Raw genomic sequence first — 19,443 nt, forward strand, 5'->3', positions numbered from 1 at the left:
ATCCAGATGCATAATCGATTAAAAGGAATTCGATTCATATTTATTCGTTCCCATATTTTTGTACTATTCCTTTCTTCTGTTATCTTACTTTCCTTATTGTTATCGGTTCATGTTTTATTTGAACCGGAATGGTTAACAACGGAAAGTGTCTTTCTCTTTATTATTTCACATTTTGTTATCGGTTTTCCATTAGCGTTTTACGCTGGGTTTAATGGTAATGGCAATTATTTAAAGACTAGTTTTGATGCTATTACATTACTAATCAAACAATATGCAAACGGAAATTATCAGTCATCTATTCAACTACTGGATAATGAAGATGATGAGATTCATAGAGCATCTAATTCTTTAAATGAATTAGGGAAAAAATTACAAGATCAAGTGAAATCATTACAAAAAATGGCGGATGAAAAATCAGAATTAGCGAAGTCAGCACATAAAACAGCTGTGATTGAAGAACGCCAGCGAATTGCAAGGGATTTACATGATGCGGTAAGTCAAGAATTATTCGCACTTGCAATGTTATCCGAAGCGGCTATAAAACAATTAGATTTAAAACCAGAATTAGCTAAAGCTCAAATGCTAGAAGTCTCTCAATCTGCTCATCAAGCACAAACAGAAATGAGAGCATTATTATTACATTTACGCCCAGTATATCTAAGTGGTGAATCTTTAATTGAAGGGTTACATAAATTAATTAATGAATTGAAGCAAAAAAGCAATCTACAGTTTACACTCAAATTTGATGATCAACTTGAAATGCAAGAAACGATTGAAGAACATATTTTTCGAATAGTACCAGAATCATTATCTAATATTCTAAGGCATGCAAACGCAACCGAGGTATATGTGGAAATTTCGAAAAAATCAGAAGAAATCTTTATTTTAATTGAAGATAATGGTGAAGGATTTGATATGACAGGGACTAGTGGGAAAAAGACTTCTTATGGATTAAAAACAATGAAAGAGCGTAGTGAAGAAATTGGTGGAACATTTACTGTCCGATCAAATGTAGATGAAGGCACTTATATCCAAATTAGAATACCATATGAAGAAGAATGGAGGAGAAGAACATGATTCGTGTCGTAGTTATTGATGACCATGATGTTGTTCGAAAAGGGATTGTAGCTTATTTGCAAACGGAAGAGGGGATAGAAATTGTTGGCCAGGCTTCTAGTGGTTTTGAAGGAGTTGAAATTGTTTTAAAAGAAAAACCAGATGTAGTCTTAATGGATTTAATTATGGAAAATGGAACGGGTATTGAAGCAACAAAATTGATAATTAATGATTATCCAGATTGTAAAGTAATCATATTAACTAGTTTTTATGATGATGAGAAAGTCTTTCCAGCTATTGAAGCAGGAGCGTTCAGTTATATTTTAAAGACTTCAACAGCAAATGAAATTGCCAATGCTATTAAGAAAGCTGCGTCAGGAGAAAATGTAATTGAACCAAAAGTGGCGAGTAAAATGATGACTAATTTTCAATCACAGAAGAAGAAATTACATGATGACTTAACAGAGAGGGAAAGAGAAGTGCTTCTATGTATTGGAGAAGGGCTAACGAACCAAGAAATAGGTGAAAAACTGTATATTGGTGTGAAAACAGTAAAAACCCATGTTAGCAATATCCTTTCGAAATTAGATGTACATGACAGAACACAGGCAGCTGTCTATGTTCACCGAAACAAATTATTAAAATAATTTGTTTCAAATTTTTGTCAAATAAGTCTAACTAATTGTATTTCCATGTTCGGTTTCTGTATAATACAACTGTACTTCAAAAGAGAGGACAAGGCATTTATGAAGAAACTAACAAAAAAAGCAGAGAATTTATTACTGCTTATTTGGGTTCAAGCCTTTTTGGCATTGGCCGGAAGCTTATTTTATTCTGAAGTAATGAACTATGTCCCTTGTGAATTATGCTGGTATCAACGGATATTAATGTATCCGCTTGTTTTGATATATGGGGTAGCAGCGATTAAAAAAGACATATCGTTTGCTTTGCCAGGTCTATTCATGAGCGGAATCGGATTGCTTGTATCTACATATCATTACTTAGTCCAGCATGTCTCCATTTTTCAAGAAGTCGGAGGAGCATGCAGTGGCAGTGTTCCATGTAACGTGATTTACGTAAATTACTTTGGTTTTATTAGTATTCCTTTTATGGCAGGAGTCGCATTTCTAATCATATTTGTATTGCATCTTTTGATTTTAAGAGAACAAGGGAGGAAAGCGTAAATGGGTAAAAAGATGATTATTATCATTAGTGTCATCGTGTTATTATTTGTGGCGCTAATATTTGTAGTAAATTATAAAAATGATCAAGCTACACAAGATAGCCCGTATGGTGATAAAGATTTAGAACAAGAAACGATCGATCAATTAGATGATCCACTTTATCAAAATCAAATAATGCCGGATGATCTAAGTCAACAAATAGAAGACGGGGAATCAGTAACAGTGTATTTCTACAGTCCCGTTTGTGTATATTGTCAAAATACAACTCCTTATTTGGTGCCTTTAGCAGAAGATATGGATGTAGATATGAAGAAATTAAACTTGTATGAATTTGATGCGGCTTGGGGAACTTTTTCTGTAGATTCTACTCCAACATTAGTACATTATGAAGATGGGGAAGAAGTTGCAAGGCTCATTGGACAAAAACCAGAAGAGGAATATCAAGCATTCTTCGAAGAATATGTAAATTAAAAACATACTATGACAAACGGGGAAATCCATTTCTAAATGGTTTTTCCCGCTAAATCGTAGTATGTTTTTTAATTGCAAAAGAAATGTGTGTACTTAGAATAACTAAATAATCGAACCAGCCACGTATGGCGAACATTTAAGTGCTCTATATAATGCTGCTAAACGAGGATTGCGTCTTTTTTATTGATTTTCCGATTTAATTATCTTCTTCGTACATGGTGCCTGTAATGATAAATGGTCGTTCCATAATATATCCAGGTTTTTTAGCTTGCTGATCTTTATGTGCTTGTTTAAAATGATCGGATTCTTTCCAATTATTAAAGTCATCCTTTGATGCCCATTGAGTGAAGACAACATACATATTACTATCCGTTTGTTTTAATAGTCGCATTGCTTGGAATCCGGGCATTTTTTCGATACCACTACTACTATGTTTCATTCGATATTCAAAAGTAGCATGGCTATCTTCTGATACAGGGATATGATTCATAATGACATAACCATGCTCTTGTATATTACCTATAGATTTTAGTACTTCATATTCTCTTCCGGAAGCAAATACCTTGTCATCAGTGCTTTCATAAAATGCGATTGCGCCTTCACTACTAATAATAAAAAAGAAATCAATTGATTTATATTTCTCCTGTATCTTTAGTAAGTAATCTATTGTTCCGCTAGTCATATAGGCCTTCATATGAAACTCCCCCTTTATTCGTATTATAATACATATTACCCTGCAAAATTCAATTTTACACATATTAATTAAAATGATTATTAATTAATAGAGACTATATTCTTTAATATTGACGAATGATGACGTATAATGTAAATGTACACAGCTAGAGGTGAAGTTATGAGAATGGAAAAGCGTAAGCAAAATAAGTTAGCTTACAAAAAGAAAACTCAATGGTTTTTCATTGCAATTGCCTCTCTTTTTATATTACTACTTCTTGGATATGGTGTCGTTTTATTAGGTGGAAAAATTATAGCAAATGATGAAGAATTGATTCTCGATTTAAAAACGACAATACGAACAGAAGAAGGAGAAGTAATTGGGACATTATATAAAGAAAATAGGGAGTTTACAAATCTAGACAGTCTACCAGATCATGTGAAAGAAGCTTTTATCGCGATTGAAGACAGGCGTTTTTATGAACATCAAGGAATTGATCTTAAATCAATTAGCAGAGCTGTATACCGTGATATTATTGCGATGAGCAAAGTTGAAGGTGGAAGTACGATTACACAACAACTTGCTAAAAATTTATTTTTGAGCAATGACAAAACATGGTCGAGGAAAATAAAAGAGACAATGGCAGCCTTATATTTAGAAAGGGAATTATCAAAGGATGAAATTCTTGAGTTATATGTGAATGAAGTTTACTTCGGTCAAGGTATTTATGGTATTCAAACTGCCTCAAAGTATTTCTTTTCCAAATCAGCTGATGAATTAACTGTAGCTGAAGGAGCAATGCTTGCAGGATTAATGAAAGGTCCAAACGGGTATTCTCCCATTAATCATCCAGATCGTGCGCTAGAACGAAGGAATGTTGTTTTACATTCAATGGAAGATGCAGGATTTTTGAGTACTGAACAACGAGTTGCGGAGGAAGAAAAAACTTTAGGTATTGCTGTGCAAGAACCGAAAGCTTCTGATCCATGGGTGGATAGTTATATTGATCTCGTAATGAAAGAGGCTTCAGAGAAACATCAACTTTCTGTTGAAGCACTACAAACGGGTGGGTATGACATTACTGTTTATATGGACCCTGAAATTCAACAGATTGCATATTCAGAAATGCAAAACGATGCATATTTCCCTGGAAATACGGAAGGTGTGGAAGGAGCATTTGTGATGTTAGATGCTACTAATGCTCGGGTTGTTTCTGCAATTGGTGGGAGAGATTACCAAATTGGAGATTTAAATCGAACTGTAGTTAATCGTCAACCTGGTTCCACTTTTAAACCTATAGCTGTATATGGACCTGCATTAATGCAGGGGGATGTATATACTCCTTTCACTTTGATTCCAGATAAAAAATCGGAAGAATATAATGTTGTCAATGCAAATGATGAGTATAAAGGTGAAATTCCTATTTATCAAGCCATTATGGAGTCGACCAATACTTCGGCTGTTTGGTTATTGGATGAGCTTGGAATTGACTACTCGAAGGGTTATTTGGAAAAACTAGGTATTAGTCTCGAGGATGATGGTTTATCTATAGCATTAGGTGGTCTTAAGTATGGAGTAACTCCTTTAAAAATGGCGCAGAGCTATCAGGCTTTTGCCTCCGGTGGTGATTTAACCCGAGCAACATCGATATCCAGTATTGAAAATCGAAACGAAGAAGTGATATATGAATCAACGTTAGAGAGGGAAAATGTATTTACTAGTCAAGTCGCTTGGAATATGACAGAAATGTTATCTGATACTGTGCTATCTGGAACGGCTTCTTCTGGTGAGTTTACTAAAGCACTCGCAGGAAAGACTGGATCTACACAACATACAATTGTAGATGGTGCTACGAAAGATGCTTGGTTTGTTGGATATACTCCTGAATATGTAAGTGCTATGTGGATGGGGTATGATAGCACAGATAAAGATCATTACTTAACAGGCGGTAGTTCTTATCCTACATCTTTAACAAAGAAAATTTTAACCGAAATAGATAGGCAAACAGATCGAGAAATGTCGAGCAGTTTTGAAATACCTGAGAATGTTGAACCACTTCCAGAACCAATTGAATTACCTACAATTTCGGATATTACCGCCAACTATGAATTTGGAGGATTTTCGATAATCAAAGGAAATCTTAATTGGAATGGTTCATCTGATGAACGTGTTGTTTATCGTATTTATCAAGAGTCAGAAGGTGAAGATAAACTTATTGATGCAGTAAAAGGAGTAACCGAATATACAATTGACAATGTTTGGTTTAAAAACAATAAATATTACGTTGTTCCTTACGATCCGAACACAAAAATGGAAGGAACCAAGTCAGATTCTGTGACGTTTAGTTGGTAAAAATGAGGCAAATTGATGACAAACACCTGCCTTCCCTATACACTCAAGTATTTAATAGCTATAGTAGACTATGAAGATAAGAGAATATAAAGGATGAATGAAATGTCTATAATTAAAAATGATACAATTATTAAAGCTTATCAAGGTGAAGAAACGGATTATACGCCAGCTTGGTTTATGCGCCAGGCTGGAAGATCTCAGCCAGAATATCGTGCGTTGAAAGAAAAATATTCACTATTTGAAATTACACACCAACCAGAATTATGTGCGTATGTCACTCGTTTACCGGTAGAAAATTACGGGACAGATGCTGCTATCCTCTATAAAGATATTATGTCCCCATTACCTTATATAGGTGTGGATGTAGAAATTAAAAGTGGTATTGGCCCCGTAATTCATAATCCAATACGTAATTTACAAGACGTAGAAAAGCTTGGAGTAATTAATCCAGTCTCAGACGTACCTTACGTATTAGATACGATTCGATTATTGACAGAAGAGCAACTAGAAGTTCCTCTAATAGGTTTCAGTGGTGCACCATTTACATTAGCAAGCTATATGATAGAAGGTGGGCCTTCCAAAAATTATTCTAAGACAAAAGCATTAATGTATCGGGAGCCTGAAACTTGGTTTGCATTAATGGATAAATTAAGTGACATGATTATTAGTTATGTAGACGCTCAAGTAGAAGCAGGTGCTAAAGCGATACAAATATTTGATTCTTGGGTAGGATCATTAAATGCAGAAGATTATCGTGTATTTATTAAACCAGTAATGACGAGGATTTTTTCTGAATTAAGACGACATGAAGTGCCTCTCATTACATTTGGAGTAGGAGCAAGACATTTGCTTATGGAATGGAATGATTTGCCCGTGGATGTAATTGGCTTAGATTGGAGAACCTCTATTAATGAAGCACGAGAAATGGGAGTAACGAAAGTTGTTCAAGGAAATCTAGATCCAGCTATTTTATTGTCAGATTGGCAAACAATTGAACAGCGTACGAAGCAGATTTTAGATCAAGGTATGCAATCAGGCAAACATGTATTCAATCTTGGTCATGGGGTAACACCAGATATTGAACCAGCTACATTAAAGAAATTAACAGAGTTGGTTCATAATTATAGCAAACAGAAGTAAATTTTAAAGAGGTGTATGTAACATGGAAAAGAAAAAAATCGGATTATTAGTAATGGCATATGGAACTCCATATAAAGAGGAGGATATTGAACCGTATTATACACATATTCGTCATGGCCGAAAACCTGATCCAGAAGCATTACAGGATTTAAAAGAACGCTATGAAGCTATTGGAGGAATTTCTCCATTAGCAAAGATTACAGAAGAACAGACGAAGGCATTAGAGAAGAAACTGAATGCGAATCAGGACCAATATGAGTTTAAAGCATATATTGGTTTAAAACATATTCATCCGTTTATCGAGGATACTGTAGAAGAGATGGCAAAGGATGGTATTAAAGAAGCTATTTCTCTTGTTCTAGCACCTCATTATTCTACTTTCAGTGTTAAATCTTATAATAAGCGTGCAAATGAAACAGCTGAAAAGTATGGCATTCAATTAGATTCCGTAGAAGATTGGTATACTGAGCCTGGTTTTATTAAGTTCTGGGCAGATGGAATAAAAGCAACTTATGCAGAAATGACGGAGGAAGAGCGAAATAATTCTGTGTTAATTGTATCTGCACATAGTCTTCCTGAAAAAATTCTTAAAGATGGTGACCCATACAAGCATCAACTAGAAGAAACTGCAAAACTAATTGTGGAAGAAGCGGATGTAAAAAATTATGCAGTAGGATGGCAAAGTGAAGGCAATACACCAGATCCTTGGCTTGGTCCAGATGTGCAGGACTTAACGAGAGAGTTATATGAAAGTGAAGGATATAAAGCATTTATTTATACTCCAGTAGGTTTCGTAGCGGATCATTTGGAAGTTCTCTATGATAATGATTATGAGTGTAAAGTTGTATGTGATGAGATTGGTGCAAGCTATTATCGCCCAGATATGCCAAATGTTCATCCTGAGTTCATTGAGACATTAGCAAATGTTGTAATGAAAAAAGCAAAGAGTGAAGTTAGATGACCACTAACAAGAAGGTTGTTGTTGTTGGCGGCGGAATTACAGGTCTATCCGCCGCCTACTATCTTCAAAAAGAAAAAGAAGCGCAAGAATTGCCAATTGATATCACTTTAGTAGAAGCGTCGGACCGAGTTGGTGGAAGAATTCATACAGTAAAACGTGATGGGTTCACGATTGAAAGAGGACCAGACTCATTACTATCTCGAAAGCCTGCTGCTATGGAATTAGTAAACTCACTGAACATTCAAAGTAAAGTTGTAAGAAATTCTACTGGACAGTCTTATATATTAGTAAAAAATAAATTACATAAAATGCCAAAAGGAGCCTATATGGGGGTTCCAAAAGAAATAAAACCTTTACTAAACTCAAAGGCGATATCTACACGTGGAAAATTACGAGCATTAATGGATGTAGTCTTGCCAAAATCAAAGGGTGCTAAAGATCAGTCTTTAGGTAGTTTTATGCGACATAGATTTGGTGATGAACTAGTTGATAATCAAATCGATCCCTTATTATCAGGCATACATTCCGGAGATATTGATCAAATGAGTTTACAAGCAATTTATCCAATTTTTGAACGCATGGAACAAGAGTATGGTAGTGTAATGAAAGGATTACAGAAAACCATGCCAGCTTCGAAAACGAAAAAAACTTCTAAAAAGCCCTCTGTTGGCATGTTTTTCTCATTTGAAGGTGGTTTACAAACACTTGTGGATGCGTTGAGCAGTCACTTAAATGGTATTATTCAATGTAATCGAGCTGTAGATCATATTGAAAAAAAGGAAGATGGGTACCATTTATTACTAAATAACGGAGAGGTCCTTTTTGCTGATGTCGTTATTATGACTGCCCCTCATACGAAGGTTCCGGAGATGTTAAGTAAGCATGAGCCAATGAAACAACTAAACAAAATACCTGCTACATCTACGGCTAACGTTATATTAGCATTTGATGATAAACAGATAAAACGTGATTTAGATGGAACAGGATTTTTAATAACAAGAAACAGTGATTATCGTATAACTGCCTGCACATGGACACATCGGAAGTGGGCGAATACGACACCAGACGGTAAAGCTCTTCTACGTTGCTATGTAGGTAAGCCAGATGATCAAGGTGTTGTAGATCTGACGGATGAGGAGATTACTGAAATAGTATTGAAAGATTTAAATAAAGTTATGAAAATAAAAGGGAAACCTCTGTTTTATGAGGTTACAAGATTCAAAAATGCTCGCCCGCAATATCATGTAGGACATCTTGATATTGTTCATGAAGTACGTCACTATATTGATCATTATTTACCTGGATTTGTTTTAACAGGAAGTTCTTATGATGGTACAGGTATTCCAGATTGTATTGAACATGGAAAATCAAGTGCGCATCAAGCAATGAATCTGATCAAATAATTGGAACACTGGAATATAAAATCGTTTAATCGGACTAACTTTTTAATCTTTAGTTAGTATGAACATTTGATTAAATGGTTTTTGACCAGTGTTTTTTTGTATGTAAAATAACGGTTCTATTGTGGTAGGATGAAGTAAATAGGGCAGGGGGAGAGGAAGTTGTTCCACATAGATATTAGTAAAGACTTGTACTTATCTATCTTTGAAAGAAGGCATGCATCTGATTTATATCCATTAATAGAAAGAAACCGAGCATATTTGAGTAAATGGTTATCGTTTCCTCTGTACACAGATAAAATTGAAGATACGATAGAGTTTATTGATAAATCACTAGAACGATATAGTAATAATAATGGCTTTTGGATGGGGATTTGGTATAAAGATCAGTTAGTAGGTGCAATTGGATATTTATTTATAGACTGGAAAGCGAAAAAAACGGAGATAGGTTATTGGCTAGGAGAAGAATTTCAAGGTAAAGGTTGTATCACAATTGCTACACAACAATTGATAAATTACGCTTTTGAAATGTTAAAGTTAAACAAAGTGGAAATCAACGTTGCTAAGCAAAATGTAAAAAGCTTACAAATACCAAAAAAATTAGGCTTTGTAGAAGAAGGAACGATTCGTGATTATGAATATTTACAAGGGGTATATCATGATCGAATTGTTCATGGATTACTGCAAACAGAGTGGTTAAATCAAAAATAAATATACCTCAAAAAAATCGATCTATCATGATGCGAAATTCTACACAATGATAGATCGATTTTGACTAATGATTCATTTGTTTATTCGTAGCTGTCAATGAGTTGGTCAATGAGTGAACCAACATAATCAACTGCAATTTGAATGTTTTCAGGTTTTGACATATCAATCCCAGCATCCTTAATTAAGTCCAAAGGCTTTTTAGTACCACCAGATTTTAGTACATTCAACCATTGATCTACAGCAGGTTGATCATCTTCTTTAATTCGTTTTGCAACTGCTGTGGAAACCGTCAGACCAGCAGAATACGTATAAGGATATAAGCCCATATAGTAATGAGGTTGACGCATCCAAGTAAGCCCTGCGCCTTCATCAAATACGACAGTATCTCCCCAGAAATCTTCTAATGATTCTTGTTTTTCTTTACATAGCCTGTCCGCAGTTAATGGTACACCTTCTTCTGCCAACTGATAAACTCTTCGTTGGAATTCACCTTCTAATAAATGCGTGATGAAGTTATGATAATAAGTTCCTAACAGTTGCGTGATAATCCAACGTTTCATTCGAGGATCATCTTGATGTTGATTCATTAAATGTTCTGCTAATAATAATTCGTTTAATGTTGAAGGTGCTTCTACAAAATAAGTAGAGGGACGCGTATTCAATAATGTTTGATGTTTTCCTGCTAAATAAAAATGTCCCGCATGTCCTAATTCATGCGCAAGAATAAATGTACTTCTCATATTATCGGACCACGTCACCATAATATAAGGATGGGCTCCATATGGACTAGAACAGAATGCCCCATTTGCTTTTCCAACGTTTTCGGAACGATCAATCCAACGGTTATTTATTCCTTGTTTCATAATTTCAATGTACTCTGTACCCATGACCTCTAATGCATCTAAAATCGTATCTGTTCCTTCTTTATACGTTGTTTTAGGGTTGAAGTCCGGATCTAGTGGTGCTTTTAAATCACAATAACGTAATTCATCAACGCCGAGTTTTTCTTTCAATAATTTAGCATAACGACGCATATGTGGAGCTAAACCTTTTTGGATTACATTTAACTGGTTTTCATACATTTCTTTGGATACATCTTGCGAAGAAAGAAGCATATCTGTAACTGAATTATAATTTCTTAATTTAGCTGTTTTTACTTGTTTTGTGACTTCGGTTGCATAGGTAGTCGCATAAGTATTTTTATATTGCTGAAAAGTCTTCTTAAATGATTCATAAGCATTTCTGCGTGCAGCAGTGTCTTCACTATATTCAAAGTTCTCTTCGTATAATGCCTCTGACATTGGTAATTCTTCGCCATCTTTGTTAAAAATGGATTCGAATTGCATATCTGATGCTTTACTTATACTAAAAATATTTCTAGGCGCTTCGAATAATTCACCGAATACAGCTAGTGCTTCCTCCACCTCTTTAGAAAGTTTATGTGGTTTTTCTTGTATAATATCATTCAACCATTTACGGTAATTTTCTAATTTTGGTTGTTCTGTTATATAGTCCTCAATGTCTTTACTAGTAAGGTGAAGTATTTCGGAATCTATAAATGCAAGTTTTGATTCAATATCGGCTAATGCGGAGGATGCTTTCGAGGAAGCACTTTGATTAATTGGATCAGTTCCATCTGCACTTGTTAATAACGAGGTATAAACAATGACATGAAAGACACGCTGTTGGTATGCCTCAAGTTCATGAATTGCCTGTAATAGTGTTTGTGCATCTTTTGTTAGTCTACCTTTGTAATTCGTAACCAAATCAATATCATCCTGAATGGATTGGAGTTCTTTGTCCCAGTCAGAAAACGTAGGGAACAAATCGTTTAAATTCCATGTCTCTTCTGTAGGTACTTCCTTACGTAATAAACGCGAAGTGCTTGTTGTTGTCATGAATATCCCTCTTCTCATTTAATTATTTCGTAACTCAAAATAATTATAATATAAATAAAATAAGAATAATAGATTTTAACCAGAAAAAAAGCAACTATTAATATAATAGTTGCTGAGAAGAATTCGAATAACATTGTCAATAAATCATTTGATATACTATTTACCGAGCAGGGTGATCACATTCATCACAGATATTTCCGTAGCAATCTGCTTTTTCAATGATCATATCCTGACCACACTGAACACATTTTTTCTTTGGTAGGTTTCTAAAGAATTCGACAATTCCAATCATGATGAAGCCTCCTTAAATTGAATGTTGATTTCTTATAAAGTATTGTATTATAACAGTATGCAAAAGTCAATGCTGTGTTACAACAAATTTTAAAAATTTTGAAAGGGTGTTATAGATGAAATTAACAGTTATCGGATGTTGGGGCGGTTATCCCGCGGTAGATGGTGCTACATCATCGTATTTACTTCAATCTGGAGATTTTCGTTTGTTAATTGATATAGGTAGCGGTGCTTTATCTAAACTGCAAAAATATACTGATGTAGGACAGATTGATGCTGTTCTACTATCGCATTATCATCATGATCATGTGGCTGATATTGGTGTATTTCAATATGCAAAATTAATTAATTATTATGTAAAGGGTAATGAAAATATTGTACCGATATATGGTCATGCAGAAGATGAAGAAGGGTTTGCAAAATTAACTCATACGTATTCAAAAGGAATAGAATATAATCCAGAAAATAAGTTAATGATCGGTCCTTTTGAAATCAACTTTATACAAACGTATCATCCTGTACCTTGTTATGGTATGCGAATTACAGATGGAAAAGAATCAATTGTATATACTGCTGATAGTGGTTTTATGAAAGAATGGACGGAATTTGCTGATAGATGTGACTTATTTATAACAGATTGTAACTATTTTGCTGGACAAGACGGTTCCAAACCTGGACATATGAATAGTGAGCAAGTTGGAATGATAGCAAGAGATGCTCATGTAAACAAACTGCTTTTAAGTCATCTACCTCAGTTTGGAGATTTACACCAATTAAAAAAGGAAGCAGAACGCTTTTATCAAGGTCCAATAGAGATTGCAAGAGAAGGTTGGACGTGGTATGGGAATTAAGGTCTATTTCTTTTGATTACGTGAAAGGATTGTTCTACAATAAAAGAAAGCATATAAATATGTGAATTATGGGAGGTTTTACAATGAAATTTATTGATAATAAAGGCATTACCGATCCACGTATTAACTTAGCCATTGAAGAATACATCTTAGAAAACTTTGGTGAAAAAGATACATATCTTCTATTCTATGTGAATAGCCCGTCCATTATTATTGGCCGTAATCAGAATACCATTGAGGAAATAAATACAGATTATGTAGATGAAAAAGGTATAAAGGTTGTCCGTCGTTTGTCAGGTGGGGGAGCAGTATACCATGATGAACAAAATCTTAACTTTAGCTTCATTACAAAGGATGATGGGAATAGCTTTCAAAACTTCGCGAAATTTACACAGCCTGTGGTGGATGCATTAAATAAAGTTGGTGTACCAGCGGAATTACAGGGAAGAAATGATTTAGCAGCAGATGGACGTAAAATATCTGGTAATGCAATGTTCTCTACTAGAGGGCGTATGTTTAGTCATGGGACTTTAATGTTAGATTCTGAACTAGAAGAATTAACAAAAGCATTAAAGGTGAAAAAAATTAAAATTGAATCAAAAGGAATTAAATCCATTCGTAGTCGAGTAGCTAATATCGCAGAATTCCTCGATGAAAAAATAACAATGGAGCAATTTAAAGAATTAATTTTAACACATGTGTTTGACGTAGAAGATGTGAACGACGTACCACAGTATGTATTAACAGATGAAGACTGGAAAAAAATCCATGAAATATCAGAAAAACGTTATCAAAAATGGGAATGGAACTATGGAAAATCTCCTTCATTTAATTTCCAAGAATCACAAAAATTTCAAGGTGGACTTGTAGATGTACGCTTAGATGTAAAAAAAGGTATGATCGAAAACTGTAAGATCTACGGTGACTTCTTTGGAATAGGCTTAATTAATGAATTAGAAAATCACTTGATTGGTATACGTCATAATCGTCAATCGATTGAAGAAGCTTTAAAGGATGTTGATGTGTCCCACTATTTAGGTAGAATTACAAAAGAAGAATTCATTTCTCTGCTTTATTAAGGTAGGATAACTTTTTAATAGATATAATAAAAATCCCGAGTTATATAACTACTACAAGGTTATAACTCGGTTTTTTTATCTGGTACTTGAAAGCTGTGAAGGTGGTAAAAAAAGGCTGATGAATATACAGTGAGGCAAGAGCAAAATCCGATTGAATGAAGTTTCACTTTATAAAGATAAAATATGTTTAAGGAGGAATAGCTATGAAGCTTAATGAAATTTTGAATTTCCATTATGGTATAAAGCCAATAAAAACAGTTGCTTTAAACGGTGGCTGGGCAGCATTAGCTTATAAAATATCAGATAGTAATAATGCTTATTTTTTAAAAGTGTATGAAAAGTCTAGATCTTCAACTTCAAAACTTACTGCTTTCATTAACCAATATGCTACGATCTTGGTCTGGTTAGATAATCAAACAAAATTGAATGGGAAAATACCCCTACCAATATCTACGTTTGAAGGGGATTATAAATGTGAAGATGATTGTAATGTGTACTTACTTTATACATATATTGATGGAGGTACAGTTGGAAGTAACACTTTGTCTGAAAAACAAATTCAAGAGTTAGCAGAAATTATATCTACACTTCATTCTTATGGAAGTAATCAGATTCCATTTTCAACTAACTTGATGGTGGAGGACTTTGAATTACCTTTTTTAAATGACTTTGAAATAGTATTACAGAAAAAACTAGAAGAATTCCCGCAGATTATCAAAGAATCAATTACTACGTATGGACAAACATTAGTTAATCGAATAGAAACTATTAAAAATTTATCAAATCAATTAAAGTCCAGTAATCTAGATTTTTCTCTTTGTCACACTGACTTACACAATTGGAATTTAATGCAAACAGTTAGACTTATATTAATTGATTGGGAAGGATTAAAGTTAGCACCAGTAGAAGCGGATATCATGTTTTTAATAGATAAACCATATTTTGATAAATTCATAAGTACTTACTATAAGATCCATAAAAGATATGTTATTAATGAAGATGCTTTAAAATTTTATCGTTATCGACGTAATTTAGAAGATATATGGGAATTCATAGAACAGTTGTTATATGAGGATATAAGTAATGATCAACAAGTAGAAATATTAAATTATATAAATGAATTAGTAAGAGAATTTGATCTGGAATAATGTATCAGTAGAGATAATAGTAACGACCTTCATTAAAATGTTAGCGCTTTCTATTGAAAACTAAATTCATATAATTTATAATTATTTTAAAATGACTGAAAAGATATGAAATTACGATCAGCGTAATTCTATTTTTTCACATCTTAATGAATGAGTATTCATTCATGAAAGAGAAGGGGAGTTTACATTGAATATAACGGATAAGTTAGCACTAACTGCTAGGGAGAATCCAACAAAAACTGCATATATTTTTACCGATAAGGAAACAACCTATGGTGAGTTAGAGGGTATGGTTCAAAAGTTTGCAGATGGTCTCCAAAAATTAGGATTCAGACAAGGAGATCATATCGCATTAGTATTAGGGAATAGTCCATATTATGTGATTGGATTGCATGGGGCACTAAGGTTAGGATTAACGGTAATTCCAATGAATCCATTATATACCCCTACTGAAATGGCTTTTATGTTAAAAGATGGTGATGTTAAAGGAATTATTACAATGGATATTCTTATTGATAAATTTATTCCTATTGTAGATGATCTACCTGCGCTTGAATATATTATTAATTGTGAAAGTGGAAATGAAGTTCCAGAATCTATAAAAAAAGACCATCTGCCAACAAATATATTACGTTTCCAAGAAGTAATTACTAATGGTCAATTTCCTTTTAATGGTCCAAAATTAGTTGGAGAAGATTTAGCTGTTATCTTGTATACCTCGGGTACTACAGGAAAACCAAAAGGAGCAATGCTTACGCACAAAAATCTGTACTCTAACGCACAAGATGTCGCAAATTATTTACATATTAATCAAGATGACCGTGTAATTGCTGCCTTGCCAATGTTTCACGTTTTTTGTTTGACTGTATCATTAAATGCGCCATTATTAAATGGAGGTACAATCATTATTTTACCTCAGTTCTCGCCAACAGAAGTATTTCGTGTAGCTAGAGCTTATCAAGCTACAGTATTTGCTGGCGTTCCAACAATGTATAATTACTTACTACAGAGTGTGAAAGGTAATGTGGATAGTTTTTCTTCTTTACGCTTATGTATTTCTGGAGGTGCAGCTATGCCAGTATCTTTACTAGAATCATTCGAGCAAGCTTTTAATGTAAAGGTATCTGAAGGCTATGGTTTATCAGAGGCTGCTCCAGTAACCTGTTTTAATCCTTTAGATCGTCCGAGAAAAGCAGGTTCTATAGGACAAAACATTGTTAATGTTATAAACAAAGTGGTTGATGAAATAGGGAATGAATTGCCACCAGGTGAAGTAGGTGAATTAGTAGTTCAAGGGCCAAATGTGATGAAAGGTTATTATAAAATGGAAGAAGAAACTGCTGCAGCAATACGTGATGGTTGGCTCTATACAGGGGACATGGCAAGAATGGATGAAGATGGATATTTTTATATTGTTGATCGTAAAAAAGATATGATTTTAGTTGGTGGTTATAATGTTTATCCTAGGGAAGTAGAAGAAGTGTTCTATTCTCATCCTTCTGTTGTGGAAGTTGCCGTAATTGGTGTCCCAGATCCGCAAACAGGTGAAGCAGTTATAGCATATGTCGTTGTCGATAATTCGGATGTGAAAGAGATAGATTTAATTGAGTTTAGTAAACAACATTTAGCAAAATATAAAGTTCCTCAATCTATTTCTTTTCTTGAAGAACTTCCGAAAAATACGACAGGAAAAATATTACGGAAGAGTCTTAAAGATCAAGTTACAAATTCATAGTATAGTTCCTTACGAAGTTGAAAATTGGCATTTATTATCAACTTCGTTTTCTTTTTAACTATTTATTCTAAAAATTATGTAAAAATATATCATTTTTACTAATAATATGTTATATTAGGTATTAAGTCACTATAATTGGTAAGGGAGGTTAATAAATGAAGAAACAGCAATATCTAGAAATCACGCCATTTACATTGGCGGTCGTATCGGAGCAAGATGAAAATGGAAGATATATTGCAAAAGTATTAGAAGAGGAGGCGGAATATGTTTTGGAAGCGAAACCTACCAATGTCATTGATTATGCTTGCAAGTATTTCGGGGCTAGTTTGAAAGGGCGTCAAGAGGGAACAAGAGAAATTAGTGGAATAACACATAAAGCACCAATAACAATTGATCCTGCAAGTGGGATGTATTTCTTCCCAACAAAGTCTCCTAGTAATGCTAACTGTTCTTGGATCGCACATAGTCATATTAAAGAAGTGCGTAGAGAAGAAGAGGGAAAAACAAGTGTACTATTTAAAAATGGTTCGAAAATTTCACTTGATATTTCCCATGGTTCTTTAATCAATCAACTACAACGTACCGCGCAAATAAGATTTCTTTTAGACGATCGAATTAAACGTTGGAGGAAGCCTCCTCATTCTGAAGACGATAAAGACTCTTAAACATTAACTCCTGTAGTAATTTTTCAACTTTTTTACGAATAGCTGGGTTAAAATAACTTTTCTTTTCTTCTTTTCCTTGGCATATAAATAAAAAATTTGAAAAAGAATCATCTTTTGTTAATGGAAGAACCGATAATTGATTTATTCTCATTGTGCGAATGATTTGTTTACGCTCTCGGACAGCTTCCATCTCCATTTCTGATAACATCTGAAGATATATCTCCTTGATTTTAAATGGTCCTTCATCATGATATTTTATATCTTGACGGATTACGATTATGGCCATGGATAAAAATAAATATCTTGAAGCTATTTTCGTATTTTCCTCAGTAATATAACGCATGCATTCACACCTCTTATACAGATCATATGTTCGTATATTTTTATTATATGTTATAGATGAAAAAATATCTACCAATTAGAGTGACGATTCATTATTGGAATTAATTAGCTTTTTCTTTTAAAATACCATCTAATACCATATAATAACTTTAAAGAATGTTGTCTAATGATAGGAGCTTACGTGGATGTATGTCATGAGTATTTCTCTATCGAATTGGAGAAGTTTTATTAGAGAAGAAGGTTGGGAGGAATTTATTTCTCAACTATTAAATCAGTATGAAGGACTAGGACCGTTACCTGGGATCTTACTACCGTTCCTAGAGGCGTTTTTACCTTTCTTACCGTTAATCGTATTTGTCCTTGGTAATGCTGCTGCTTATGGATTATTTCAAGGCTTTCTGTATTCTTGGATTGGTGCAACTGTAGGAGCTATTGTCGTATTTTTACTCATACGAAAGCTTGTAAATACACGTTTACTACAAAAAATTAGAAAAAATAGTCAAGTTAAAAAAATTACTCAGTGGGTAGATAAGCATGGGTTTGGTCCACTATTTATATTACTATGTTTTCCTTTTTCTCCTTCCTCAATAATCAATGTTGTGGCAGGACTGTCTAAGATTAACATGTACCAATTTATATTAGCGGTCTGTTTAGGTAAAACGGTAATGATTTTCTCCATATCTTATGTTGGCTCGAGTATAATGGAATTTGCTCAAAATCCAGTAAGAACAATAATAGTAGGTATAGGCATAGTGATTTTTTGGATGTTTGGTAAATACTTAGAAAAACGATTACAAAAAAAATCAGCTGAAAATAATATGTAAATCATGAAAAGGGTTAAAAACTTTCTTCAAGGGTATTATGTATAATAATTACTCGATGAAGGATGGAACAACGTGAAAAAATTCAATATTCGAAGAGTATTGTTACTTTTACTTTTCTTGGTTGGAATTGCAGTTATTTTAAGAACAACTCTATTTGCCAATTATGTCGTAGATGGGAAGTCAATGGAACCTACTCTGTTTGACGGGAATTTATTGATGGTGAATAAATTTGTATATGAATTATCGGATGTAAATCGATTTGATGTTATTGTTTTTCGGGCTTCTAAGGAGGAAGACTATGTTAAACGAGTTATTGGAACACCTGGAGATAAGATAGAATATAAGCATGATAAGCTATATATTAATGGAGAATTTATGGAAGAAAGATTTTTAGAAACTTATAAGGAAGCAAGTTCGGTTGAAAAATTTACAAATGATTTTTCGCTCCAGCAACTAACAGGAGAAAGAGAAGTTCCTGATGGGAAATTATTCGTATTAGGAGACAATAGACAGGACAGTCTAGATAGTCGATCGTTTGGATTTATAGACGTTGATCAAATTGTCGGAAAGGTAGACATAACGTATTGGCCACTGACCGGCAAAGTAAATGAATAATAAAAAGTTCTTCGATTAGGACAGAGCTTCTATCTTTGATAAAATAG

The 19,443-nt window shown here is 33.9% G+C and carries 20 protein-coding genes; 16 read left to right on the forward strand and 4 right to left on the reverse strand.

Annotation, left to right across the window (positions count from 1 at the left end; translation table 11 throughout):
• Positions 1-6: 6 nt before the first annotated feature.
• The 4 genes from OB_RS06120 to OB_RS06135 all read left to right on the forward strand — a co-directional run bounded on the left by OB_RS06120 (position 7) and on the right by OB_RS06135 (position 2,711).
• Positions 7-1,077, forward strand: coding sequence for a sensor histidine kinase (locus OB_RS06120; RefSeq protein ID WP_011065561.1), 1,071 nt, complete (start codon positions 7-9; stop codon positions 1,075-1,077).
• Positions 1,074-1,703, forward strand: coding sequence for a response regulator (locus tag OB_RS06125; RefSeq protein ID WP_011065562.1), 630 nt, complete (start codon positions 1,074-1,076; stop codon positions 1,701-1,703). The genes OB_RS06120 and OB_RS06125 overlap by 4 nt, the downstream gene beginning before the upstream one ends.
• A 99-nt stretch (positions 1,704-1,802) precedes the next feature.
• Entirely contained in the window at positions 1,803-2,240 is a 438-nt protein-coding gene (locus OB_RS06130) for a disulfide oxidoreductase (protein ID WP_011065563.1), read from the forward strand.
• Complete coding sequence (locus OB_RS06135; protein ID WP_011065564.1) at positions 2,241-2,711, forward strand: thioredoxin family protein; 471 nt, start codon at positions 2,241-2,243, stop codon at positions 2,709-2,711.
• A 196-nt stretch (positions 2,712-2,907) separates the two neighbouring features.
• On the opposite strand, the gene OB_RS06140 is transcribed toward OB_RS06135, so the two are convergent.
• On the reverse strand, positions 2,908-3,405 hold the full coding sequence (locus OB_RS06140) for an antibiotic biosynthesis monooxygenase family protein (protein WP_011065565.1): 498 nt from the start codon (positions 3,403-3,405) through the stop codon (positions 2,908-2,910).
• Between the two features lie 159 nt (positions 3,406-3,564).
• Here OB_RS06140 and OB_RS06145 point away from each other — a divergent pair, with 159 nt between their 5' ends.
• The 5 genes from OB_RS06145 (at position 3,565) to OB_RS06165 (ending at position 9,948) form a co-directional block, all read left to right on the forward strand.
• Entirely contained in the window at positions 3,565-5,736 is a 2,172-nt protein-coding gene (locus OB_RS06145; RefSeq protein ID WP_011065566.1) for a transglycosylase domain-containing protein, read from the forward strand.
• Positions 5,737-5,838: 102 nt separating this feature from the next.
• Positions 5,839-6,876, forward strand: coding sequence for a uroporphyrinogen decarboxylase (hemE, locus tag OB_RS06150; RefSeq protein WP_011065567.1), 1,038 nt, complete (start codon positions 5,839-5,841; stop codon positions 6,874-6,876).
• Between the two features lie 22 nt (positions 6,877-6,898).
• Positions 6,899-7,837: a ferrochelatase gene (gene hemH / locus OB_RS06155; protein ID WP_011065568.1), complete on the forward strand. Its 939-nt coding sequence runs from the start codon at positions 6,899-6,901 to the stop codon at positions 7,835-7,837.
• Positions 7,834-9,240 carry a protoporphyrinogen oxidase gene (gene hemY / locus OB_RS06160; protein WP_011065569.1) on the forward strand — a complete coding sequence of 469 codons (1,407 nt, stop codon included), beginning with the start codon at positions 7,834-7,836 and terminating at the stop codon, positions 9,238-9,240. The genes hemH and hemY overlap by 4 nt, the downstream gene beginning before the upstream one ends.
• Positions 9,241-9,399: 159 nt before the next feature.
• Positions 9,400-9,948: a GNAT family N-acetyltransferase gene (locus OB_RS06165; protein WP_011065570.1), complete on the forward strand. Its 549-nt coding sequence runs from the start codon at positions 9,400-9,402 to the stop codon at positions 9,946-9,948.
• Between the two features lie 80 nt (positions 9,949-10,028).
• On the opposite strand, the gene pepF is transcribed toward OB_RS06165, so the two are convergent.
• Both pepF and yhfH read right to left on the reverse strand, forming a co-directional pair.
• Positions 10,029-11,846, reverse strand: coding sequence for an oligoendopeptidase F (gene pepF, locus OB_RS06170; RefSeq protein ID WP_011065571.1), 1,818 nt, complete (start codon positions 11,844-11,846; stop codon positions 10,029-10,031).
• Between the two features lie 160 nt (positions 11,847-12,006).
• Positions 12,007-12,138, reverse strand: coding sequence for a protein YhfH (yhfH, locus tag OB_RS17930; RefSeq protein WP_017796304.1), 132 nt, complete (start codon positions 12,136-12,138; stop codon positions 12,007-12,009).
• Positions 12,139-12,253: 115 nt separating this feature from the next.
• On the opposite strand from yhfH, the gene OB_RS06175 reads away from it, so the two are divergent.
• The 5 genes from OB_RS06175 to OB_RS06195 all read left to right on the forward strand — a co-directional run bounded on the left by OB_RS06175 (position 12,254) and on the right by OB_RS06195 (position 17,615).
• Complete coding sequence (locus OB_RS06175) at positions 12,254-12,988, forward strand: MBL fold metallo-hydrolase (protein WP_011065572.1); 735 nt, start codon at positions 12,254-12,256, stop codon at positions 12,986-12,988.
• 83 nt (positions 12,989-13,071) lie between these two features.
• Entirely contained in the window at positions 13,072-14,067 is a 996-nt protein-coding gene (locus tag OB_RS06180) for a lipoate--protein ligase (protein WP_011065573.1), read from the forward strand.
• 203 nt (positions 14,068-14,270) lie between these two features.
• Positions 14,271-15,215, forward strand: a complete 945-nt coding sequence (locus OB_RS06185; protein WP_011065574.1) for an aminoglycoside phosphotransferase family protein — start codon at positions 14,271-14,273, stop codon at positions 15,213-15,215.
• A 187-nt stretch (positions 15,216-15,402) separates the two neighbouring features.
• Entirely contained in the window at positions 15,403-16,950 is a 1,548-nt protein-coding gene (locus tag OB_RS06190) for a fatty acid--CoA ligase family protein (protein WP_011065575.1), read from the forward strand.
• A 155-nt stretch (positions 16,951-17,105) separates the two neighbouring features.
• Positions 17,106-17,615 (forward strand): competence protein ComK, encoded by a 510-nt coding sequence (locus OB_RS06195; RefSeq protein WP_011065576.1) that lies wholly within the window; start codon positions 17,106-17,108, stop codon positions 17,613-17,615.
• Here the strand turns inward: OB_RS06195 and OB_RS06200 are convergent.
• The gene (locus OB_RS06200; protein WP_011065577.1) at positions 17,566-17,958 is read right to left on the reverse strand and encodes a hypothetical protein; all 393 of its coding nucleotides are present in this window, start codon (positions 17,956-17,958) and stop codon (positions 17,566-17,568) included. The genes OB_RS06195 and OB_RS06200 overlap by 50 nt on opposite strands.
• Positions 17,959-18,142: 184 nt before the next feature.
• Between OB_RS06200 and OB_RS06205 the strand changes: the two genes are divergently transcribed.
• Entirely contained in the window at positions 18,143-18,781 is a 639-nt protein-coding gene (locus OB_RS06205; RefSeq protein WP_011065578.1) for a TVP38/TMEM64 family protein, read from the forward strand.
• A gap of 72 nt (positions 18,782-18,853) precedes the next feature.
• A complete protein-coding gene (gene lepB / locus OB_RS06210) occupies positions 18,854-19,396 on the forward strand; it encodes a signal peptidase I (protein ID WP_011065579.1) in 543 nt (180 codons plus the stop codon).
• The last annotated feature ends 47 nt before the right edge of the window (positions 19,397-19,443 follow it).

Source organism: Oceanobacillus iheyensis HTE831 (assembly GCF_000011245.1).
Lineage (GTDB): Bacteria > Bacillota > Bacilli > Bacillales > Amphibacillaceae > Oceanobacillus > Oceanobacillus iheyensis.